The organism is Streptomyces sp. NPDC005202, assembly GCF_040608235.1.
GTDB lineage: Bacteria > Actinomycetota > Actinomycetes > Streptomycetales > Streptomycetaceae > Streptomyces.
Genome location: NZ_JBEXHW010000011.1, coordinates 89725 through 112291 on the forward strand (window position 1 = coordinate 89725; position 22567 = coordinate 112291).

The 22567-nt window shown below is 71.7% G+C and carries 18 protein-coding genes and 1 pseudogene; 11 read left to right on the forward strand and 8 right to left on the reverse strand.

Going from position 1 to position 22567, the window contains the following annotated elements:
- Window position 1: 1 nt before the first annotated feature.
- Genes ABZV31_RS18620 through ABZV31_RS18630 form a run of 3 tightly spaced genes read right to left on the reverse strand, consistent with a single transcriptional unit; the run spans window position 2 to window position 4532 of the window.
- Window positions 2-946 (reverse strand): hydroxymethylglutaryl-CoA lyase, encoded by a 945-nt coding sequence (locus tag ABZV31_RS18620; RefSeq protein WP_355894804.1) that lies wholly within the window; start codon window positions 944-946, stop codon window positions 2-4.
- Window positions 943-2898 carry an acetyl/propionyl/methylcrotonyl-CoA carboxylase subunit alpha gene (locus ABZV31_RS18625; protein WP_355894806.1) on the reverse strand — a complete coding sequence of 652 codons (1956 nt, stop codon included), beginning with the start codon at window positions 2896-2898 and terminating at the stop codon, window positions 943-945. The genes ABZV31_RS18620 and ABZV31_RS18625 overlap by 4 nt, the downstream gene beginning before the upstream one ends.
- A 17-nt stretch (window positions 2899-2915) precedes the next feature.
- Complete coding sequence (locus ABZV31_RS18630; RefSeq protein WP_355894809.1) at window positions 2916-4532, reverse strand: carboxyl transferase domain-containing protein; 1617 nt, start codon at window positions 4530-4532, stop codon at window positions 2916-2918.
- 115 nt (window positions 4533-4647) lie between these two features.
- On the opposite strand from ABZV31_RS18630, the gene ABZV31_RS18635 reads away from it, so the two are divergent.
- From ABZV31_RS18635 to ABZV31_RS18655, 5 genes are all read left to right on the forward strand, one after another.
- On the forward strand, window positions 4648-5244 hold the full coding sequence (locus ABZV31_RS18635) for a TetR/AcrR family transcriptional regulator (RefSeq protein WP_355894812.1): 597 nt from the start codon (window positions 4648-4650) through the stop codon (window positions 5242-5244).
- A 279-nt stretch (window positions 5245-5523) separates the two neighbouring features.
- Window positions 5524-6681 (forward strand): acyl-CoA dehydrogenase family protein, encoded by a 1158-nt coding sequence (locus ABZV31_RS18640; RefSeq protein ID WP_355894815.1) that lies wholly within the window; start codon window positions 5524-5526, stop codon window positions 6679-6681.
- A gap of 34 nt (window positions 6682-6715) precedes the next feature.
- Window positions 6716-7591, forward strand: a complete 876-nt coding sequence (locus ABZV31_RS18645) for an acyl-CoA thioesterase II (protein ID WP_355894818.1) — start codon at window positions 6716-6718, stop codon at window positions 7589-7591.
- Window positions 7592-7651: 60 nt separating this feature from the next.
- Complete coding sequence (locus ABZV31_RS18650; protein ID WP_355895045.1) at window positions 7652-7786, forward strand: hypothetical protein; 135 nt, start codon at window positions 7652-7654, stop codon at window positions 7784-7786.
- 11 nt (window positions 7787-7797) lie between these two features.
- The gene (locus tag ABZV31_RS18655) at window positions 7798-8454 is read left to right on the forward strand and encodes a maleylpyruvate isomerase N-terminal domain-containing protein (protein ID WP_355895039.1); all 657 of its coding nucleotides are present in this window, start codon (window positions 7798-7800) and stop codon (window positions 8452-8454) included.
- On the opposite strand, the gene ABZV31_RS18660 is transcribed toward ABZV31_RS18655, so the two are convergent.
- Window positions 8406-9194 carry a phosphatase gene (locus ABZV31_RS18660; RefSeq protein ID WP_355894821.1) on the reverse strand — a complete coding sequence of 263 codons (789 nt, stop codon included), beginning with the start codon at window positions 9192-9194 and terminating at the stop codon, window positions 8406-8408. The genes ABZV31_RS18655 and ABZV31_RS18660 overlap by 49 nt on opposite strands.
- A 62-nt stretch (window positions 9195-9256) precedes the next feature.
- Entirely contained in the window at window positions 9257-11047 is a 1791-nt protein-coding gene (locus tag ABZV31_RS18665) for a helix-turn-helix domain-containing protein (protein ID WP_355894822.1), read from the reverse strand.
- 190 nt (window positions 11048-11237) lie between these two features.
- Here ABZV31_RS18665 and ABZV31_RS18670 point away from each other — a divergent pair, with 190 nt between their 5' ends.
- The 3 genes from ABZV31_RS18670 to ABZV31_RS18680 are packed head-to-tail and all read left to right on the forward strand — an operon-like array spanning window position 11238 to window position 15445.
- The gene (locus tag ABZV31_RS18670; protein WP_355894825.1) at window positions 11238-12698 is read left to right on the forward strand and encodes a sodium:solute symporter; all 1461 of its coding nucleotides are present in this window, start codon (window positions 11238-11240) and stop codon (window positions 12696-12698) included.
- A 56-nt stretch (window positions 12699-12754) separates the two neighbouring features.
- The gene (speB, locus tag ABZV31_RS18675) at window positions 12755-13723 is read left to right on the forward strand and encodes an agmatinase (protein WP_355894827.1); all 969 of its coding nucleotides are present in this window, start codon (window positions 12755-12757) and stop codon (window positions 13721-13723) included.
- Window positions 13724-13759: 36 nt separating this feature from the next.
- Window positions 13760-15445, forward strand: a complete 1686-nt coding sequence (locus ABZV31_RS18680; RefSeq protein ID WP_355894829.1) for a thiamine pyrophosphate-binding protein — start codon at window positions 13760-13762, stop codon at window positions 15443-15445.
- A 75-nt stretch (window positions 15446-15520) separates the two neighbouring features.
- Here ABZV31_RS18680 and ABZV31_RS18685 read toward each other — a convergent pair whose 3' ends face one another.
- The 3 genes and pseudogenes from ABZV31_RS18685 to ABZV31_RS18695 form a co-directional block, all read right to left on the reverse strand.
- Window positions 15521-15742, reverse strand: coding sequence for a DUF397 domain-containing protein (locus ABZV31_RS18685; protein WP_355894832.1), 222 nt, complete (start codon window positions 15740-15742; stop codon window positions 15521-15523).
- Window positions 15735-15896: pseudogene (locus ABZV31_RS18690) on the reverse strand (transcriptional regulator); the annotation flags it as partial. The pseudogene ABZV31_RS18690 and the gene ABZV31_RS18685, both read right to left, overlap by 8 nt.
- 184 nt (window positions 15897-16080) lie before the next feature.
- Window positions 16081-16461 (reverse strand): hypothetical protein, encoded by a 381-nt coding sequence (locus ABZV31_RS18695; protein WP_355894835.1) that lies wholly within the window; start codon window positions 16459-16461, stop codon window positions 16081-16083.
- A 196-nt stretch (window positions 16462-16657) separates the two neighbouring features.
- Here ABZV31_RS18695 and ABZV31_RS18700 point away from each other — a divergent pair, with 196 nt between their 5' ends.
- The 3 genes from ABZV31_RS18700 to ABZV31_RS18710 all read left to right on the forward strand — a co-directional run bounded on the left by ABZV31_RS18700 (window position 16658) and on the right by ABZV31_RS18710 (window position 22487).
- Window positions 16658-17581, forward strand: a complete 924-nt coding sequence (locus ABZV31_RS18700; RefSeq protein ID WP_355894838.1) for a serine hydrolase — start codon at window positions 16658-16660, stop codon at window positions 17579-17581.
- A gap of 53 nt (window positions 17582-17634) precedes the next feature.
- A complete protein-coding gene (locus ABZV31_RS18705; RefSeq protein WP_355894841.1) occupies window positions 17635-18669 on the forward strand; it encodes an esterase-like activity of phytase family protein in 1035 nt (344 codons plus the stop codon).
- 77 nt (window positions 18670-18746) lie between these two features.
- A complete protein-coding gene (locus ABZV31_RS18710) occupies window positions 18747-22487 on the forward strand; it encodes an ABC transporter ATP-binding protein (protein ID WP_355894843.1) in 3741 nt (1246 codons plus the stop codon).
- Window positions 22488-22567 lie beyond the last annotated feature (80 nt).

Below are 22567 nucleotides of genomic sequence, written 5' to 3' on the forward strand. Positions count from 1 at the left end.
ATCACTGCTCCTTGTAGGAGAGGGCTCGGACGGTGCGGGACGGGCTGGGCCGGCCCAGCCGGTCGGCCATCCACACGCTCGTGGCGACGAGGCGGCCGAGGTCGACTCCGGTGTCGATGCCGAGGCCCTGAAGCATCCACACCAGGTCTTCGGTGGCGAGGTTGCCGGTGGCGGACTTGGCGTACGGGCAGCCGCCGAGGCCGCCCGCGGAGGCGTCGACGGTCGTGACGCCGTGCTGGAGCGCGGCCAGGGTGTTGGCGAGGGCCTGGCCGTAGGTGTCGTGGAAGTGCACGCCGATGACGTCGGTCGGCACGCCCGCCTCGTTGAGTGCGCAGAGGAGCTCGAGCACGTGGCCCGGGGTGGCGACGCCGATGGTGTCCCCGAGGCTCAGCTCGTCGCAGCCCATGTCCCTGAGCGCCTTGCCGACGCGTACGACCTGGTGGAGGGGGACCGCGCCCTCCCAGGGGTCGCCGAAGCACATGGAGACATAGCCGCGGACATGGGCGCCCTCGCGCTTGGCGTGCGTCACGACAGGGTCGAAGACGGCCAGCGACTCGTCCACCGTGCGGTTGAGGTTGGCCTTCGCGAAGGACTCGGTGGCGCTGGCGAAGACGGCGACGCGGGAGGCGCCGAGGGCGAGCGCGCGGTCGAGACCGCGCTGGTTCGGTACGAGGACGGGAAGGTGAACGCCCTTGAGGTCCCGCACGAGCGGGAACAGCTGCTCCGCGTCGGCCAGTTGGGGCACCCACTTCGGATGGACGAAGCTGGTGGACTCGACGGTCGTCAGGCCTGCGTCGGCCAGGCGGCGGATGAACTCCGCCTTGACCTCGGTCGGCACGGTGCCCTTCTCGTTCTGCAGGCCGTCGCGCGGGCCGACCTCGTGGATCCTCACCCGCGCGGGCAGGTCCTGGGCCGGGACGACCATGGGGAGGCCTTCGACGGTCATTCCTCCACCGCCCCTTCCTCGTCGTGCGGTGCGATCACGGCCAGCACCTGGTCCATGGCGACCGTCGTGCCCGGCGTGACGTCCAACTCGGTGACGGTGCCGGCGTGCGGGGCGGAGATGACGTGCTCCATCTTCATCGCCTCCACTACCAGCAGGCTCTGACCCGCGGCCACCTCGTCGCCGACGGCGACCTTCACGACCGTGACCGTGCCGGGCATGGGGGCCGTGAGCGAGTCGGTGCCGGAATGGGCCCCGCGGATGAGGGACGCGGCCACCGGGTCGTGGTCGCGCACGTGCCAGGCGTCGCCGTCGCGGCCGAGCCAGTCGGCGGCGCGGTGGAAGGTGTGGCGGACGCCGTCCAGGGTGACGGACACCTGGTCGTCGGAGACGGTGTGGGTGCCACGCGGGGCGTACTCCACGGGGTCGGTCACCTTCAGGTGGAACGCCACCGGCTTGGGCTCCCCGCCCAGCCGCCAGCCGCTCGGCACGGAGAAGGGGTCGGTCCAGCCCCCGCCCCTGGGTCGCAGGGAGTCGAGGCGTACGGCGGCCGCGGCCTCGTACACCTCCTCCGGTACGTCCGTGGGGACGAGCTCGTGCACCACGCGCTCGACCAGCCCGGTGTCCAAGTCGCCTGCGACGACCGCCGGATGGGCCAGCAGCCGCCGCAGGAACCCGGCGTTGGTCTGCACGCCCAGCGTGACCGTCTCGGCGAGGGCCGCCCTCAGCTTGCGGAGCGCGGTCGCGCGGTCCGGCCCGTACGCGATCACCTTCGACAGCATCGGGTCGTACAGGCTGCCGACCTCGGTGCCCTCGTCGATCCCCGAGTCGGTGCGCACGCCGTCGCCCTGCGGCTCACGCAGTTTCAGCACGGTGCCGCCCGAGGGCAGGAACCCGCGCGCGCCCTCCTTGACGGACACGGTCTCGGCGCAGACGCGGGCCTCGATCGCGTGGCCGGTGAGTTCGATGTCGTGTTGGGAGTACGGCAGTTGCTCGCCCGCCGCCACCCGCAGCTGCCACTCCACCAGGTCCAGCCCCGTGATCATTTCGGTGACCGGGTGCTCCACCTGGAGGCGGGTGTTCATCTCCATGAAGTAGTACGACGACGGGTCGCCGCCGGGCACGATGAACTCCACAGTGCCCGCGCCCCGGTACCCGCAGGAGCGGGCCGCCTGGACCGCGGCCTCGCCCATCGCGGCCCGGGTCTCCTCGTCGAGGAGCACGCTCGGCGCCTCCTCGATGATCTTCTGGTGCCGGCGCTGCAGGGAGCACTCGCGCTCGCCGAGGTGGACGACGTTGCCGTGGCCGTCGGCCAGCACCTGGATCTCGATGTGCCGGGGCCGGTCGACCCAGCGCTCGACGAGAAGCGTGTCGTCGCCGAAGGAGGCGCGGGCCTCGCGGCGGGCGGCGGCGATCTCGTCGGCCAGCCGGCCGGCGTCCCGCACCAGCCGCATGCCCTTGCCGCCCCCGCCCGCGGAGGGCTTCAGGAGCACCGGCATGCCGATCTCCCGGGCGGCGTCGGCGAGTTGGTCGTCGGTGAGCCCGGAGCCGCTCGAGCCGGGGACCACCGGGACCCCGGCCGCCCGGACGGTCTCCTTGGCGCGGATCTTGTCGCCCATCAGGGCGATGGCCTCAGCCGGTGGTCCGATGAACACCAGCCCCGCCTCGGCGCACGCGTGCGCGAAGTCGGCGTTTTCCGCGAGGAACCCGTACCCGGGGTGGACGGCCTGGGCGCCGGTGCGGGCGGCGGCCTCCAGCAACCGCTCCACCGACAGATAGCTCTCGGCCGCCGGCGCCGGTCCGATCCGTACCGCCGTGTCGGCCTCCCGGACGTGCCGGGCGTTCGCGTCGGCATTGGAGAAGACGGCCACCGAACGCACGCCCAGCGAGCGCAGCGTACGGATGACGCGGACGGCGATCTCGCCGCGGTTGGCCACAAGGACTGTCTCGAACATCGTCACAAGGTCCCCCCTCACATCCGGAACACGCCGAACTGGGGCTCACCCAGCGGGGCGTTGGCGCACGCGGTCAGGGCAAGGCCCAGCACCTGACGGGTCTCCAGCGGGTCGATCACGCCGTCGTCCCAGAGGCGGGCGGTGGCGTAGTAGGCGTTGCCCTGGCGCTCGTACTGGGCGCGGATGGGTGCCTTGAAGGCTTCCTCCTCCTCGACCGGCCAGTCCTCGCCCCGGGCCTCCAGCTGGTCCCGCTTGACGGTGGCGAGGACGGAGGCGGCCTGCTCGCCGCCCATGACGGAGATCTTGGCGCCCGGCCACATCCACAGGAAGCGGGGGGAGTAGGCCCGGCCGCACATGGAGTAGTTCCCCGCGCCGTAGGACCCGCCGACGACGACCGTCAGCTTCGGTACGCGCGTGCAGGCGACGGCCGTCACCATCTTGGCGCCGTGCTTGGCGATGCCGCCCGCCTCGTAGTCCCTGCCGACCATGAAGCCGGAGATGTTCTGCAGGAACACCAGCGGGATCCCGCGCTGGTCGCACAGCTCGATGAAGTGCGCGCCCTTCTGGGCGGACTCGGAGAACAGGATGCCGTTGTTGGCGACGATCCCGACCGGGTGGCCGTGGATGCGGGCGAAGCCGGTGACGAGGGTCTGCCCGAACTCGGCCTTGAACTCGGCGAAACGGGAGCCGTCGACCACGCGCGCGATGATCTCGCGGACGTCGTAGGGGGTGCGGGGATCGACGGGTACGGCGCCGTAGAGGCCGTAGGGGTCGACCTTCGGCTCGACGGCGGGCTGGACCTCCCAGGGGAGGGGGCCGCGAGCGGGAAGGGTGGAGACGATGTTCCGCACGATCCGAAGGGCGTGGGCGTCGTCCTCCGCGAGGTGGTCGGTCACGCCCGACACACGCGCGTGGACCTCGCCCCCGCCGAGCTCCTCCGCGGTCACGACCTCACCCGTGGCCGCCTTCACGAGCGGGGGCCCGCCGAGGAAAATCGTGCCCTGGTTGCGCACGATCACCGCCTCGTCGCTCATGGCCGGGACATAGGCACCGCCGGCCGTGCAGGACCCGAGCACGGCGGCGATCTGCGGGATCCCGGCGCCGGACATGCGGGCCTGGTTGTAGAAGATCCGCCCGAAGTGGTCCCGGTCCGGGAACACCTCGTCCTGCATGGGCAGGAAGGCCCCGCCGGAGTCGACGAGGTAGAGACAGGGGAGGCGATTCTCCAGGGCCACCTCCTGGGCCCGCAGATGCTTCTTCACTGTCATCGGGTAGTAGGTCCCGCCCTTGACGGTGGCGTCATTGGCGACGATCACGCACTCACGGCCGCTGACCCGCCCGATCCCGGCGATGACCCCGGCGGCAGGGGCCTGCCCGTCGTACATCCCGTCGGCGGCGAGCGGCGCCAGTTCGAGGAAGGGCGAGCCGGGGTCGAGCAGCGTGTCGACGCGGTCGCGGGGCAGCAGCTTGCCGCGCGCGGTGTGCCGGGCGCGCGCCTTCTCGCCGCCGCCGAGCCGGGCCGCGGCGAGCTTGCCGCGCAGCTCTTCGACGAGCGCCCGGTGTGCCTCTTCGTTGGCTCGCCAGGCCTCCGACGCGGGGTCGGCCGCGCTCGTCAGCTCCGGTGCCTCGTGCATCCTTGCGGTCCCCTCACCCAGTGGTCGATGTGGTCGATGTGGTCGACTGTTAATGAGCGTTAACGCATTTTCTTCAGGTTAACGAGCGCTAACCTCCCTGTCTAGAATTGCTTGCATGGCCATGCGAACCGACGCCCCCACCCGCCGCGAACAGATCCTCAAGGAAGCCGCCCGGCTCTTCGCCGAACGCGGCTTCCACGGCGTCGGGGTCGACGAGATAGGCGCCGCGGTCGGCATCAGCGGACCGGGTCTGTACCGGCACTTCGCGGGCAAGGACGCGATGCTCGCGGAGCTGCTGGTGGGCATCAGCGGCCAGCTGCTGACCGGCGCCAAGCAGCGCCTGAAGGAGGCCGACGGGGTGGCCCCCGAGGCGGTCCTCGACTCGCTCATCGAGGGGCACATCGACTTCGCGCTCGACGACCGCCCCCTGATCACCTTGCACGACCGTGAGCTGGACCGCCTCCGGGACAGCGACCGCAAGCTCGTACGACAGCTCCAGCGGCAGTACGTCGAGCTGTGGGTGGAGGTGCTGCGCAAGGTCTACCCACAGCTGGCCGAGCCGGCCGCCCGCTCGGCGGTCCACTCGGTCTTCGGGCTGCTGAACTCCACCCCGCACCTGGGCCGACGGGGCTCGCTGCCGGGGAGGGACGCGACGGCGGCGTTGCTGCACCGGATGGCGAAGGGGGCATTCGCGGCGGCCGGAGGGGAGTGAGCCGAGGGGGAGTGGGGGCTGGTTGGGTGGGCGTGGGGCGTGGGGCGTGGGGGGTGGTGGGGGTCGGCTGGTGTGGGCGTCTGTTGGAGGCGGTCCCCACGGTCACTTGAGAGCCGCCCGGGAGCAATAGCCCCGCCTTTCAACCGGTCGACTCGGGTGGGTGGGTGGGCCGGGAGGGTGACGAGCGTTACGGCCCCTCCTCTGGACGCCCTTGCGTACTCGCCGGTACGTTGGCATGAGCAAGCGCTTAGACATGCTGAGGTACGTGGAGGTGGCGGCGTGCGCCGTACGGTGTTCAACGAGGATCACGAGGCGTTCCGGGAGACCTTGCGCGCCTTCATCGAGGCCGAGGTCGTCCCGGTGTACGACGAGTGGTTCGCCGCCGGCCAGGCCCCGCGCGAGTTCTACTACAAGCTCGCCGAGCTCGGTCTCTTCGGTATCAACGTCCCCGAGGAGTTCGGCGGTGCCGGCCTGGAGACGCACAAGTTCGAGGCCATCCAGTACGAGGAGACCGCCCGCGCCGGCGTCACCTTCGGCGGCTCCGGCGTGCACGTCCTGCTCGCCCTGCCGTACATCAAGATGCTCGCGACCGACGAGCAGAAGAAGCGCTTCCTTCCGAAGTTCGTCTCCGGCGAGGAGATGTGGGCCATCGCGATGACCGAGCCGGGTACCGGCTCCGACCTCGCGGGCATGAAGACCACCGCCAAGCTCTCCGAGGACGGCACGCACTACGTCCTCAACGGCGCCAAGACCTTCATCACGGGTGGCGTCCACGCCGACAAGGTCATCGTCTGCGCCCGCACCGCCCCGCCCACCGCCGAGGACCGCCGCTACGGCATCTCCCTCTTCGCCGTGGACACCAAGTCCGAGGGCTACTCCGTCGGCCGCAAGCTCGACAAGCTCGGCCTGAAGGTCTCCGACACCGCCGAGCTGGCCTTCGTCGACGTCAAGGTCCCGGTCGAGGACCTGCTCGGCGAGGAGAACAAGGGCTTCTACTACCTGGGTGCCAACCTGCCCTCCGAGCGCTGGGGCATCGCCTTCGGCGCCTACGCGCAGGCCAAGGCCGCCGTCCGGTTCGCCAAGCAGTACGTCCAGGAGCGCACCGTCTTCGGCAAGCCGGTCGCCCACTTCCAGAACACCAAGTTCGAACTGGCCGCCTGCCAGGCCGAGGTGGACGCGGCGCAGGCCGTCGCCGACCGTGCGCTCGAAGCCCTCGACGCCGGCGAGCTGACCCCCGCCGAGGCCGCCAGCGCCAAGCTGTTCTGCACCGAGGTCGCCCACCGCGTCATCGACCGCTGCCTCCAGCTGCACGGCGGCTACGGCTACATGAACGAGTACCCGATCGCCCGCCTGTACGCGGACAACCGCGTCAACCGCATCTACGGCGGCACCAGCGAGATCATGAAGACGATCATCGCCAAGGACATGGGCCTGTAAGGTCCACGAAAACAGTGCAGGATACAACTGACGTATGAGTCAGGCACTTCAGTCGCTGCTCGATCTGCTCGACCTGGAGCGGATCGAGCAGGACATCTTCCGCGGCCAGTCCCGCTCCGCCGTTGTCCCCCGCGTCTTCGGCGGGCAGGTCGCGGCCCAGGCGCTGGTCGCCGCCGGGCGCACGGTCCCCGAGGACCGGCACGCCCACTCCCTCCACGCGTACTTCCTGCGCCCCGGCGACCCCGGCGCCCCGATCGTCTACACCGTGGACCGCATCCGCGACGGCCGCTCGTTCACCACCCGCCGGGTGGTCGCGGTCCAGCACGGGCAGCCGATCTTCCACCTCTCGGCGTCGTTCCAGACGCACGAGGACGGCCTGGAGCACCAGGCCCCGATGCCGTCCGCCCCGGACCCGGCCACGCTGCCCACCTCCCAGGAGCGGCTGCGCGGCTACGACCACCTCGACCCCGTGGTGGTGGAGAAGCTCCTGGAGGCCCGCGAGGCGGTCGACCTGCGCTACGTCGACGAGCCACCGTTCGGGCGGTTCGGTGAGCCGCGCGAGCCGCACTCCCAGGTGTGGTTCCGCACCAACGGCAAGCTCGAAGGCGCGATCGACGAGCCCCTGCTGCACGTCGTCCTCGCCACCTATGTCTCCGACATGACGCTCCTCGACTCGGTCCTGCTCGCGCACGGCCGTGGCGGCTGGGCCGTCGGTGACGTCGTCGGGGCCTCGCTGGACCACGCGATGTGGTTCCACCGGCCGTTCCGGGCCGACGAGTGGCTGCTGTACGACCAGGAGTCCCCGTCGGCGCACGGCGGCCGCGGCCTCGGCCAGGCCCGTATCTACACGCAGGACGGCCGGCTGGCCATCTCGGTGATCCAGGAGGGCGTGGTCCGCGTCCCCAGGTGAGGCCGGGCCGCCCCGGAAAGGCGGTTGAGGTCGTCGCGGCGCTCACGGTGGGATGAGTACATGACACTCACCGAGGAGCCGTGGAACTGGCGCGGCGGGCGGATCCGGGGCGCCTTCCTGGAAGCGGTGCAGACGGTCGCCGACCTGGTCGCCGAGCCTGCCGTCGCCGCCGCCTGGAACCAGCCCAGCGGCTGAAGGACTTCAGTCTGCGCGGGCTCGCCGGGCACACCTTCTGGCAGGAACTCGCCCTTCCGGGGCTGCTCGCGCAGCCCGTGCCCGCCGAGCCCGTGGTGTCCCTGCGGGAGAACTACCTCCCGCGGGTCACCTGGCTCGACGCCGGTGCCGACGGCGCCGTCGGCATCCGGATCCGGCAGGGCGGGCAGGCCACCGCGTCCGAGGGCCACGAGGCACTGCTCGCGCGCGTGCGGGAGGCGGTCGAACGCCTGCGCACCCGGATACCGGACGCTCCCGCCGTCCGCCCCCTCCGCATCTCCTCCTGGGGCGAGTGGTCCCTCGAGCTCGACGACTTCCTGCTCACCCGGCTGCTCGAACTCGTCGTCCACGCCGACGACCTGGCGTGCAGTACGGGGCTGCCGACACCGGAGTTCCCCGAGCACGTGACCGCGCCGGTCGTCGAGCTGCTGGGCCGCCTCGCCGTCCGCCGCCACGGCACGGTCGGCGTCGTCCGGGGGCTCGCCCGCGCCGAGCGCGCCCCCGCATCCATCGCCGGTATCCAGGAATCCGGTATCCAGGAATCCGGTATCCAGGAATCCGGTATCCAGGAATCCGGAATCCGGAAGGAGACGGCCGCGTCCTACGCCAGGCCCGCCTGCTCCAGCAGGTACGCCGTCATCGGGTCGTAGTACCGCGGGCTGACCACGTGGTCGTCGAGCGGCACCGTCACCTGGAGGGTCCCCTCGGCCTCGGCGAGGAAGAGGGCCGGGTCGTTGCAGTCGGCGTAACCGACGGAGTCGACGCCGTGCTGACCGGCGTACCCGGCCCAGCCGTGGTCGGCGACCACCAGGTCGGGCAGCGGGCGGCCCTCGCGCTCCAGGCCGGTGAGGATGGCGCGCATCGGCTGGCCGGAGTGCGTGTGCCAGAGCGTGGCGCCGTGCTCCAGCACCGCCACGTCCGCGAACTGCATGACGTACCCCTCGTCCGTCTGCAGCCCGTCCGGGATGACGACGATCTCGCAGCCGGCGGCGCGCAGCGCGGCGGCCGTGGCGCGGTGCACGTCGAGCAGGCCGCCGGGGTGGCCGGTGGCGAACAGCACCCGCTGGCCGCCGTCGGCGGCCTTGCGCAGCCGGCCCGCCAGCCGCTCCAGAGCGTCGACGGTCAGCTCGGGGTCGATGGTGTCCTGGCCGTACCGGTGTTCCGGGTCGTCGTTGACGCCGACCCGTTCCGCCATCACCGCGAGCACGTCCTGCTCGTCGGTCCAGCGGTCGCCGAGTTCCAGGCCGAGCCAGAAGTTGCGGTCGCCGTTCGCCAGCTTGCGGTAGTGGGAGAGGTTGTTCTCGCGGGGCGTGGCGACGTCCCCCGCGATACGGGTCTTCACGAGGTGGTCGACGAGGTCGGCGCGGCTGGGTGTCCCGGATATCGGCATGCCCCCCATTGTGAAGCAGCGGCCTGCGTGCGTCCCCGACGTCCCGAACGCTGGGACGTGGGTCACGCCCCTCTGATCCGCCGCAGGGCGAACCACAGTTCCATGCGTACGTCGGGGTCGTCCAGGTCGGCGTCGAGGAGGGCCGCGCAGCGGGCGATGCGCTGGCGGACGGTGTTGCGGTGCACGGACAGGGCGACCGCGGTGCGGTCCCAACTGCCGTGCAGGGACAGCCAGGTGCGCAGGGTCTCGGTGAGTGCGGGGACCGTTGTGATCGGGGCGAGGAGCGCGCGGGCGTGGGCCTCGGCCTCGCCGTCCGGGACCAGGTCGGCGAGGCCGGGGCGGCTGCCGTGGCGGACCAGGGCGGTGCGGGTGGCGCGGGCGCGGGCCAGGGCGCGGGCCGCCTGGGTGTCGGCGGCCGGCCAGTCGCCCGGGGCGACGGCGGCACTGACGCCGAGGGTCCAGCCGGGCTGCGGGGACGGTTCGCGCCCGGCGGGGACGAGGACCCGTACGACGCCGTCCGCCAGGTCCACCAGCGCGGACCCGAGGGCGGCGCCGAGCGCGGAGGCGGCCACGGCGTCCGGGGCCTGCGCGTCCGGCCGGGCGTGCACGACGACCCACCGGTCGGCCCCGAGCAGCGGCGCGACGTCCTCGGGCGGGGCACCGAGCAGCAGTCGTACGAGCGCCGAGGAGCGCGCCGCTCCCGCGCCGCTCTGGTGCTCGCCGGTGAGCAGCGACAGCAGCACCGCGGCCACGGACGCGATGGTGTGGTCCCCGGGTTCGCGCTGCGGGGAGGCGACGCCGAGCACGAAGCCCTGCCCGGTGCCCAGGGCGTAGGCGGCGAGGTGGGCGCCGGCGACGGTGTCGGTGGCGGAGGAGGGGGCGAGGCGGCTCGGGACCGGACGGTCGGGGGACGGGGCGAGGCGGCTCGGGACCGGACGGTCGGGGGACGGGGGCGGGGGCGGGACCGCCGCGCCGGATCCCTCCGGCTCCCGGCTCGTCCCCGGCTCCCGGCTCGTCCCCGGCGCCCTGCCCGTCCCCGGCGCTCTGCCCGTCCCGGGTGCCGTGCCCGTCCCCGGCGCTCTGCCCGTCCCGGGTGCCGTGCTCGTCCCCGGCGCGCTGCCCGTCCCGGGTGCCGTGCCCGTCCCCGGCGCGCTGCCAATACCCGTCGGCCGTACCACCCCCGCCAGTCCCGCCAGCGCCCCCTGGGCCTCCTCCCCCGGCCGCCGCCCCGCCGACGCGATCTCCGCCCCGTCGGGGCCGTACAGCACCGCCCAGCCCGCCAGCCGCTGGGCCAGCTGGCGCAGGACCGAGGGGACCGGGTCCGGGCGGGAGGCGGCGACCGTCAGGCTCTGCTGGGCTTCCGTGGTGCGGCGCAGCTCGGCCAAGCGCGCCTGGGCCATCAGCTGCCAGACCGCGCGGGCCACGCCCGAGAAGGTGGTCTGCGGGGGAACCTCCAGAAGGGGGAGGTCGTGCCTGTCGCAGGCGGCCACCAGCGCGCGTGGCACCGTGTCGTGCACCGGCGCGAGGCCGAAGCCGAGGGCCGCGCCGCCCGCCGCCACGATCCGGGAGACGTAGTCGTCGAAGTACTCCCCCAGTCTCGACTTCGCTCGACCGGGGGCACCCTCATCCGAGTCCGCCGCCTCCGGGATGTGCACGCCCGCCGTCAGCAGCAGCTCGCCGCCGAGCAGGTACGGATAGGGGTCCGCCATCTCCGAGGTGTGCGCCCAGTGGATCACGATGCCGGGGTCGGACGGCCCCGCGATCTGCCGCAGGGCGAGGTCCTCGCGGGCCAGGAGCGCCGAGAGCGGTACCGGTGGCGTGGGAGGGACCGCTGGTGCGGGGGCGTCCGCCATGGTGTGCGTTTCCTCCATCCCGTTCCGTTCGAATGGATGAAACGTACACTTCGCAGTCGCTTTCCGGCCACCTAGTGTCAGTCCGTAACCGGCAGCCGCGGGTACGGGCGGATGTCCCCGCGAGCCGCTGCCGTCCGTCTCCCCGCATCTGCACGACACGCCACCGAGAGTGCGCGAAGGAGGGCCCCACATGGCCGTCGACTACACAGTGATCGTCGTCTATCTGGCCGGCATGCTGGCCATGGGCTGGTGGGGCATGCGCCGCGCCAAGTCCAAGAGCGAGTTCTTGGTGGCGGGCCGCCGCCTCGGGCCCGCGATGTACTCCGGCACCATGGCGGCCATCGTCCTCGGCGGCGCGTCCACCATTGGCGGCGTCGGCCTCGGCTACAAGTACGGCCTCTCCGGCGCGTGGATGGTGTTCACCATCGGCCTCGGCCTGCTGGCCCTGTCGGTCTTCTTCTCGGCCCGCATCGCCCGCCTGAAGGTTTACACCGTCTCCGAGATGCTCGACCTGCGCTACGGCGGCCGGGCGGGAGTCATCTCCGGCGTCGTCATGTGGGCGTACACCCTCATGCTCGCGGTGACCTCCACCATCGCCTACGCCACGATCTTCGACGTCCTCTTCGACCTGAACCGCACCGTGGCGATCATCCTCGGCGGCTCGATCGTGGTGGCGTACTCGACCCTCGGCGGTATGTGGTCCATCACGCTGACCGACATGGTGCAGTTCGTGGTGAAGACCATCGGCGTGCTGCTGCTCCTGCTGCCCATCGCCGTCGTCAAGGCGGGCGGCTTCAGCGAGATGAAGGCCAAGCTGCCCACCTCGTACTTCGACCCGCTGGGCATCGGCGGCGAGACGATCTTCACCTACGTCCTGATCTACACCTTCGGCATGCTCATCGGGCAGGACATCTGGCAGCGCGTCTTCACCGCCCGCAGCGACAAGACCGCCAAGTGGGGCGGCACGGTCGCCGGCACCTACTGTCTGGCCTACGCCCTCGCCGGTGCCGTCATCGGCACGGCCGCCAAGGTGCTCTACCCCAACCTGGGCAGCGCCGACGACGCCTTCGCGACCATCGTCAAGGACGAACTCCCCGTCGGTGTGCGCGGATTGGTGCTCGCCGCAGCCCTGGCCGCCGTGATGTCGACGTCCTCCGGCGCGCTGATCGCCTGCGCGACCGTCGCCAACAACGACATCTGGTCGCGGCTGCGGGGCATCGTCCGGCCCTCCGGCGAGCAGCACGACGAGGTCAAGGGCAACCGCGCGTTCATCCTGATCATGGGCCTCGCGGTGATCGGCACCGCGATCGCGCTCAACAACGTCGTCGAGGCGCTGACCGTGGCGTACAACCTGCTGGTCGGCGGGTTGCTCGTCCCGATCCTCGGCGGCCTGCTGTGGAGGCGCGGCACCGTCCAGGGCGCCCTCGCCTCCGTGATCGTCGGCGGCCTCGCCGTCCTCGGCCTGATGGCGACCTACGGCATCCTCGCCAACGAGCCCGTCTACTACGGCCTGCTGTCCTCCCTGGTCGCCTACGTCGCCGTCTCCCTGGTGACCAAGCCGACCGACGCGGCCGTCCTCGCCGCCTGGCGCGAGCGCCTCGCCGGGCGGACCCCCGAACCCGTCTCCGAACCGGTCCCGGCTCACCAGTAGAGTCGTATGGAAAGCAGTACATGCGCGGCGAAGCGCAAGAAAGAAGGCATTTCATCATGAGCAGCAACGAGACGCCCCGCGGCCCCGTCGACTCCTCCCGCATCCCGCGGTACGCCGGTCCCGCGACCTTCGCCCGGCTGCCCCGCCTCGACGAGGTCGGTCGCGCCGACGTCGCGGTGGTGGGTGTGCCGTTCGACTCGGGCGTCTCGTACCGGCCGGGCGCCCGCTTCGGCGGCAACGCCATCCGCGAGGCGTCCCGGCTGCTGCGTCCCTACAACCCGGCGCAGGACGCCTCCCCGTTCGCGCTCGCCCAGGTCGCGGACGGCGGTGACATCGCCGTGAACCCGTTCAACATGGACGAGGCCGTGGAGACCATCGAGGCCGCCGCCGACGAACTGCTCGGCACCGGCGCCCGGTTGGTGACCCTCGGCGGCGACCACACCATCGCGCTGCCGCTGCTGCGCGCGGTGGCCAAGAAGCACGGCCCGGTCGCGCTGCTCCACTTCGACGCCCACCTCGACACCTGGGACACCTACTTCGGCGCCGAGTACACGCACGGCACCCCGTTCCGCCGCGCGGTGGAGGAGGGCATCCTCGACACCGAGGCGCTCTCCCACGTCGGCACCCGCGGCCCGCTGTACGGCAAGCAGGACCTCACCGACGACGAGAAGATGGGCTTCGGCATCGTCACCTCGGCGGACGTCTACCGCCGCGGCGCCGACGAGGTCGCCGACCAGCTGCGCCAGCGCATCGGGGACCGCCCGCTGTACATCTCCATCGACATCGACTGCCTCGACCCGGCGCACGCGCCCGGCACCGGCACCCCGGAGGCCGGCGGCATGACCTCCCGCGAACTCCTCGAGATCCTGCGCGGCCTGGCGTCCTGCAACCTGGTGTCGGCGGACGTCGTCGAGGTCGCGCCCGCGTACGACCACGCCGAGATCACGTCGGTGGCCGCGTCCCACACGGCGTACGAGCTCACCACCATCATGACCCGCCAGATCGCGGCGGCCCGCACCTCCTGATTGCCGACTCCTGATTCCCGAGGAGACCGAGACCAAGTGACCCACGACCACGACCTGGTACTCCGTCCGACGGCGGCGCAGACCGAAACCGCGCTGAATCCTCCCCCCGGCCGCAACGGCGGAGACCTGGTCGTGGAGACCCTGGCCGGGCTCGGTGCGACGACCGTCTTCGGCCTGCCCGGCCAGCACGCCCTCGGCATGTTCGACGCGCTGCGCCGCTCGGACCTGCGCTACGTGGGCCTGCGGGTGGAGAACAACGCGGGCTTCGCGGCGGACGCCTACGGCCGGATCACGGGTGAGGCGGCCCCGCTGCTCCTCTCGACGGGCCCGGGGGCGCTGACGTCGCTGGCCGCGCTCCAGGAGGCGGCCGCGGCGAGCGCCCCCGTGCTGGCGATCAGCAGCCAGATCCCGACGGCGGGGCTCGGCGGCGGCCGCCACGGCTACCTGCACGAACTGCCCGACCAGGCGGCCTCGTTCCGGGGCGTGGTCAAGTCGGTCCACACCGTACGCACCCAGTCCCAGATCCCGTCGGCGATCGCGGCGGCTTGGAAGTCGGCGCTGACGGTCCCGCACGGCCCGGTGTGGGTGGAGATCCCGCAGGACGTGCTGCTGGCCGAGACGCACCTGCCGGTGGTGACGGCGTTGGACGCGACGCCGGAGGATCTGGCTCCACGCCCCGAACTGACCGCGGTGGCCGCCGAGTTGCTGTCGAAGGCGTCGCGCCCGGCGATCATCGCGGGCGGGGGAGTGGTCCGGGCGGACGCGTCCGGGAAGCTTCTCGCGCTGGCGGAGAAGCTCCAGGCGCCCGTGGTGACCACCTTCGGCGGCAAGGGCGCCTTCCCCTGGGAGCACCCCCTGTCCCTCCAGTCCTGGCTGGAGGACCGGCACACGACGGACTTCCTGGAGGACGCGGACGTCCTCCTGGTCGTCGGCTCGGGCCTCGGTGAACTCTCCTCCAACTACCACACGTTCAAGCCGCGCGGCCGCGTCGTCCAGATCGAGGCGGACCTCGGCAAGCTGGAGTCCAACCACCCGGCGCTCGGCATCCACGCGGACGCGCGGCTTGCGTTGCAGGCGCTGCTGGAGACGGTGGAGCCGCGGCAGGACGAGACGGCTCCCGAGCGCGTCCGCACGCTGCTGTCCCGCGTCGCGGAGCGCATCGCCTCCCAGGACCTCACCCTGGAGCAGGACGTGCTGGCGTCGGTACGCCGGGCGCTGCCCGGCGACTCCCCGTCCTTCTGGGACATGACGATCCTGGCCTACTGGGCCTGGTCGGCCTTCGACGCCCACGGCCCCAACACCATGCACTCGGCCCAGGGCGCCGGCGGCCTCGGCTACGGCTTCCCCGCGGCCCTCGGCGCGGCGGCCGCCGACCCGACCCGCCCGGTGCTGGCGGTGTCCGGCGACGGGGGTGCCCTGTACTCGATCGCCGAGCTGGCGACGGCCCGCCAGTACGACCTCAACGTCACCTGGCTGATCGTCGACGACGGCGGCTACGGCATCCTCCGCGAGTACATGACCGACGCCTTCGGCCAGGCCACGGCGACGGAGCTCACCCGCCCGGACTACGTGGCCCTGGCGGAGTCGTTCGGTGTTCCGGGCGTGCGGACGACACCGGAAACTCTGGAGACCGACCTGTCCAAGGCCCTGGCGACTCCCGGTCCTTCGGTGGTCGTCCTGCCCGCCGTCCTGCGGATGTTCGCGCCGACGCACCTCGGCTGAGACGTACGGCCGCGGCGGCCCCCCGACCGTACGGGACGGTCGGGGGGCCGCCGCGCGTGCCGGTCCCGGTCGGCGTCAGCCGGACAGCTCGCCGTCCTTGACGGCCGCGACGAACGCGGCCCAGCCCGCCGCCGGGAAGAGCAGGGCGGGGCCGTGGGGGTTCTTGGAGTCGCGGACGGGGACGCCGTGGGGGTGTCCGTCGAGGACTTCGAGGCAGCTGCCGCCCTCAGGGCCGCTGTGGGAAGACTTGCGCCAGCCGTGCAGTGAACCGCTGTCGTGGATGATGCGTTCAGTCACGGCGTCCGTGGTCCTTCGCTATCGCCTTCAACATGGCGAGCGACTCCTTCAAAGGCAAAGCGTCGCTCAGCGCCAGATCGTAGGCGCCCTGGAGCCGTGTGACCACGGTGGGGGAATCGTGCACCTTGCCCACCTGCACGCCTTCGGAGTACGCGAGCCGATCTCCTCGGCCACCCGGCCGACCTACTGGCGGACCCCCGGGCGACCCACGCCCAACTCCGTTTTCTGCTGGCCCGTATGCGTGAGTCCCTGACCTACGTGCACCGCATCGCGGAGAGCCGGGGCGCACGGTTGCCGCGTCGCTGACCGCGGGACCGACGGCACAGGGGGAGGCCGGGTCACGGCAACAGCGTGCCGAACTCGTCCTTGTACTTGCCGAACTGGTCCGCGTAGCCGTCGGCGAAGGCAGTCCACTCGCCCTGGCCCATGGTGTGCTGGGGCATCTCCCCGGGGACAAGGAACTCCGGTATCTGCTCGAAGACCTCGACGGCCCGCCTCCAGTGTTCGCCGCCCCGCTTCCGTGCCGTCATGAGTTTCGTCACGAGGTTCTCCGTCACGTGCGGATCCTCCTCTCTCAGGAAATTCCACGGCTGCGCCTTCTTGAGGAGTGCGGCCCGTCTCGGCGGCGTCCCCTTGCCGTTGGCGAGGAGATGCAGCGTCCACAGGACGGCGAGCAGCTGCCCGGCACGGTAATGAGCGTTGTGTGTGCTGTTCGGCATGGTTTCTTCATGCCCGTCTCCGGGTGCCGCTACGAACACCGAGGCCACCCGAACTCCCGTTCTGGGATGCGTGTTTGGCCTGTGGGGCACTCGTGCGGCAAGCGAACGCAAGTGCAACTATCCGTTGTTCCAGCGAGTCAAGAGAGGTGGGTGCGCCGGGGCGCGCTCCCGTTCGCTCAAGGGATGGGGAACCTCCATGACTCATCGGTTATCCCGGCGGGCCCGCCTGCTCGCGGCAGGACTCGGCGCCGGGATGCTCATACCGTTCGTGGCGGCCGCCGCGCCCGCTGCCGCCACGACAGCGACGGTCAGCTGTACGTCCGGCACGGCGGGCCTGGCCACCAAGCTGCAGAAGGACATCACCGCCGCCCTCGCGGGCCGCAAGGGCACCGTCGCGGTCGGCCTCTACGACCGCTCCACCAAGACCACCTGCTCGCTGCGCGCCACCACCGCCTACGACTCCGCCAGCGTGGTCAAGGTCACCGTGCTCGCCACCCTGCTGTGGGACGCGAAGAAGCACAACCGCTATCTGACCAGCCGTGAGACGAGCCTCGCCACGGCCATGATCACCAAGTCGGACAACTCGGCGACCAGCACGCTGTGGAAGCAGTTGGGCCTGACGAAGATCAAGGGCCTCCTCACCGCCGCCGGCATGACCCAGACCAAGCCGGGCGCGAACGGCTACTGGGGCCTGACCCAGATCACCGTGCGCGACGAGCAGAAGCTGCTCGGGCTCGTCACCGCCAAGAACTCCGTGCTGAGCGACAACTCCCGGGCGTACATCCTCAAGCTGATGGGTAAGGTCATCTCCTCGCAGCGCTGGGGCACCCCGGCCGGCGCGCCCTCCGGCGTCTCCGTGCACGTCAAGAACGGCTGGCTGCAGCGCGCCACGCACGGCTGGCGGGTGCACAGCGTCGGCACCTTCAACGGCGCCGGCCACGACTACATGATCACGGTGCTCACCCAGGACAACAGCACCATGAACTACGGCGTGACCACCATCCAGAACATCGCCAAGGCCATCCACAAGGACCTCGTCCCCACGACGACGAGCGCGCTGCGCTACACCCCGACGAGCACGCCCAAGGAGGCGTTCCCGGCGGTGCCGTCGAACGGCTGATGTTTCACGGGACGGTCTCCCCTCGGTCACCCGAGCGCACTACGGTGGCGCTCATGCGCCTGAGGACCGTACTCGCGACCGTCACCGCCGGCCTGGCGGCGGCCACCTGTCTCGCCGCCGGGCCGGCCAGTGCCCACCCCGACAACTCCCCGGCGTCTCACGCCTGTTCGCCGTCCGTCTACCTCGACCGCCTCTCCGACGCGCTCGACAAGACGACGTACCAGGGATCCTTCGTCGGCAACTTCTCCGCGCTCGCGGTGGACCGGGACGGTTCCCTCGCCGCGCTCTCCGACCGCTCGTCGCTGTTCGGTCTGGACGCGAGGACGCTGCGGCCGACCGGCGTCGTCCAGCTCGCCGACGAAAACGGTGCCGCCCTCGACTCCGAGGGCCTGGTCGTCGACCGCGACGGCACCCGACTGGTCACCTCCGAGACCGAGCCGTCCGTGCGCCGCTACTCCCGCGACGGCCGCATTCTCGACCGCCTGCCCGTGCCGGACGCCCTGAAGACCGCCCCGGCCGGCCGCGCCACCTCGAACCAGACCTTCGAGGGCCTGACCCTGCTGCCCGGCGGGCACACCCTGCTGGCGTCGATGGAGTACGCGATCGCCGGCGACGCGACCGGCATCGTGCGCTTCCAGACGTGGGAGAGGACGAAGGGCGGGCACTTCACGCTCTCCCACCAGTACGCCTACCGCACCGACTCCGGCCTGGGCGTCCCCGAGGTCCAGGCGACCCCCGACGGCCGCCTGCTCGTCCTGGAGCGCGGTTTCACCTCCGGCGTCGGCAACACGGTCCGCCTCTACCTGGCCGACCCGCGGCACGCCACCGACACCGGCGGCATCGAGAACCTCACCGGCCAGGCCGGCGTACGGCTGATCAAGAAGACGCTCCTCGCCGACATCGCCGCCTGCCCGTCCCTCGGCGCCACCGCCAAGCAGCCCCAGCCGAACCCGCTCCTCGACAACATCGAGGGCATGACGATCACGGGCCACGACGCGAAGGGCCGCCTGAAGGTGCTCCTGGTCAGCGACGACAACCAGAACGCGGTGCAGACGACACGGTTCTACTACCTGCGGGTACGCCTCTGAACATTGCGGAGGGATGAAATCCGGTTCCGTTCGCGTTGGTGCCTTGCGGTGGTTCAGATCTGCAGGAAGGCACCGGCGTGGCAGCGCAGCAGGGGGAAACGCGGGGTTGGGCGCGAAGGCTCGCCTCGTACGCATGGCGCTACCCCAGGGACGTCGTCCTCGCCCTTGGCTCCTCCCTCGCCGGTATGGCCGTCATGGCGCTGGTCCCGCTGATCACCAAGGTGATCATCGATGACGTGATCGGCGGCCACAGCCGGGCCATGGCCCCCTGGGCCGGCGCCCTGATCGGCGCCGCGCTCCTCGTCTACGTCCTGACCTTCATCCGCCGCTACTACGGCGGGCGCCTCGCCCTCGACGTCCAGCACGACCTGCGGACGGAGATGTACGAGACGATCACCCGGCTCGACGGCCGCCGCCAGGACGAGCTGTCCACCGGCCAGGTGGTCGGCCGCGCCACCAGCGACCTCCAGCTGATCCAGGGCCTGCTCTTCATGCTGCCGATGACCATCGGCAACGTGCTCCTCTTCCTGATCTCCCTGGTGATCATGGCCTGGCTGTCGCTGCCACTGACCCTGGTCGCCCTCGCGGTCGCGCCCGCCCTCGGCTGGATCGCCCGGCGCAGCCGCACCAAGCTGCACCCCGCCACCTGGTACGCCCAGGCGCAGGCCGCCGCCGTCGCCGGCGTGGTCGACGGTGCCGTCAGCGGCGTACGCGTGGTGAAGGGTTTCGGGCAGGAGGAGCAGGAGACCGGCAAGCTCCGCGAGGTCGGCCGGCGGCTGTTCGCCGGGCGGATGCGGACCATCCGGCTGAACGCCAGGTTCACCCCCGCCCTCCAGGCCGTGCCCGCCCTCGGCCAGGTCGCCATGCTGGCCCTGGGCGGCTGGCTCGCCGTACGGGGGCACATCACGCTCGGTACGTTCGTCGCCTTCTCCACCTACCTCGCCCAGCTCGTCGGCCCGGTCCGCATGCTCGCCGTGGTGCTCACCGTCGGCCAGCAGGCCCGGGCGGGCACCGAGCGGGTCCTGGAGCTGATCGACACCGAGCCCACGCTGACCGACGGCACGAAGGAGCTCCCCGCCGACGCGCCCGCGACGGTCGAGTTCGACGACGTCTCCTTCGGCTACGCCGACGGCCGCCCGGTCCTGGAAGGCCTCTCCTTCGAGATCCGCCCCGGCGAGACCCTCGCCGTCGTCGGCTCCTCAGGCTCCGGCAAGTCCACCGTCTCCCTCCTCCTCCCGCGCTTCTACGACGTCACCCACGGCGCCGTCCTCGTCGGCGGGCACGACGTGCGCGAGCTGACCCTCGACTCGCTGCGGGCCGCGATCGGCCTGGTGCCCGAGGACTCCTTCCTCTTCTCCGACACCGTGCGCAACAACATCGCCTACGGCCGTCCCGACGCCACCCAGGAGGAGATCGAGGCCGCCGCCCGCGCCGCCCAGGCGCACCGTTTCATCGCCGAGCTGCCCGACGGCTACGACACCGCGGTCGGCGAGCACGGCCTGACCCTCTCCGGCGGCCAGCGCCAGCGCATCGCGCTGGCCCGCGCGATCCTCACCGACCCGCGGCTGCTCGTCCTCGACGACGCCACCTCCGCCGTGGACGCCCGGGTCGAGCACGAGATCCACGAGGCGCTCAAGCAGGTCATGGAGGGCCGGACCACCCTGCTCATCGCACACCGGCGCTCCACCCTCAACCTCGCCGACCGCATCGCCGTCCTCGACGGCGGCCGCCTCGCCGACGTCGGCACCCACGAGGAACTCCAGCAGCGCTGCGCCCTCTACCGCCGCCTGCTCACCGACCCCGACGAGCTGGGCGGTGTCTCACCCGGTCAGGCCCGGCCCGCCGCGCCCCAGGAGGACACCTCCGTACGCGAGGAGCTGGACGCCGAGTTCGACGCCGAGCGCGGCATCACACCCAAGCTGTGGGCGGGGGAGCGCGCGCCCAGGGACACGGCGATGGCCGGCATGCCCGCCACCCCCGAACTCCTCGCCCAGGTCGAGGCCCTGCCGCCCGCGACCGACACCCCGGACATCGACGAGGGACGCGCGGTCCAGCCCGAGGAGTCCTACGGCCTGCGCAGACTCCTGCGCGGCTTCGGCCTCCCGCTCCTCGTCAGCCTGTTCCTCGTCGCCGTGGACGCCGGCATGGGCCTGCTCCTGCCGATCCTGATCCGGCACGGCATCGACCAGGGCGTCACCCGGATGGCCCTCGGCGCCGTCTGGTCGGCCTCGCTGCTCGCCCTGCTCGCCGTCGCCCTCCAGTGGGCGGCGCAGATCGGCGAGACCCGGATGACCGGGCGCACCGGCGAACGCGTCCTGTACTCCCTGCGCCTGAAGATCTTCGCCCAGCTCCAGCGGCTCGGACTCGACTACTACGAGCGGGAGCTGACCGGCCGGATCATGACGCGGATGACGACCGACGTCGACGCGCTGTCGACGTTCCTGCAGACAGGCCTGGTCACGGCGTTCGTCTCGGTGGTCACCTTCTTCGGCATCATGGTCGTCCTGCTGGTCATCGACGTACAGCTGGCGCTGGTCGTCTTCGCGACCCTGCCGCCGCTGATCGTCGCCACCTTCTTCTTCCGCCGGGCGAGCGTGAAGGCCTACCAACTGGCCCGCGAGCGCGTGTCGGTGGTCAACGCCGACCTCCAGGAGTCGGTGTCCGGGCTGCGGATCGTGCAGGCCTTCCGGCGTGAGCGCGACGGCGGGCGGCGGTTCGCCGAGCGCAGCGACAGCTACCGCCGGGCCCGGATCCGGGGCCAGTGGCTGATCTCGATCTACTTCCCGTTCGTGCAGTTCCTGTCGTCGGTCGCGGCAGCCTCGGTGCTCATCGCGGGCGCGGGCCGGGTGGAGGAGGCCACGCTCACCACGGGTGCCCTGGTGGCGTACCTGCTGTACATCGACCTGTTCTTCGCGCCGGTCCAGCAGCTCTCCCAGGTCTTCGACGGCTACCAGCAGGCGACCGTCTCCCTCGGCCGCATCCAGGAGCTGCTCCAGGAGCCGACGTCCACCAAGTCCGCCGACGAGCCCCTCGATGTGCTCTCCCTGCGCGGCGAAATCGCCTTCGAGGACGTGCACTTCGCCTACGGGGCCGCCGATGGGACCGACGCGGCGTTGCGCGGGATCGACCTGCGCATCCCCGCGGGCCAGACCGTCGCCTTCGTCGGCGAGACCGGCGCGGGCAAGTCGACCCTCGTGAAGCTGGTGGCCCGCTTCTACGACCCGACCGGCGGCCGGGTGACCGTCGACGGCTCGGATCTGCGGGCGCTGGACCTGACGTCGTACCGCCACCGTCTCGGTGTCGTGCCGCAGGAGGCGTACCTCTTCCAGGGCACCGTCCGCGACGCCATCGCCTACGGCCGCCCGGACGCCACCGACGCCGAGGTGGAGGCGGCGGCGCGGGCGGTCGGCGCGCACGAGATGATCGCCACGCTGGAGGGCGGCTATCTGCACGAGGTCGCCGAGCGCGGCCGCAACCTGTCGGCGGGCCAGCGCCAGTTGATCGCCCTGGCCCGCGCCGAGCTCGTCGACCCCGACATCCTGCTCCTCGACGAGGCGACGGCTGCCCTGGACCTGGCGTCGGAGGCTCAGGTCAGCCAGGCCACCGACCGCCTCGCGGGCCGCCGCACAACCCTGGTGGTCGCCCACCGCCTGACCACCGCCGCCCGCGCCGACCGGGTGGTGGTGATGGACCACGGCCGCGTCGTCGAGGACGGCACGCACGAGGAGCTGCTGGCCCGCGGCGGGCGGTACGCGGAGTTGTGGCGGACCTTCGTCGGCGCGCCCGGGCCGGAGGAGCCGGTCAGCGCGTCCCGCTGACGCGGGCGGCGCAACCATCTGACGTACGTCCTGCGTCCGTACACCAGTACGCTGATGTGCTGCTGTACGGGGAGGGACGA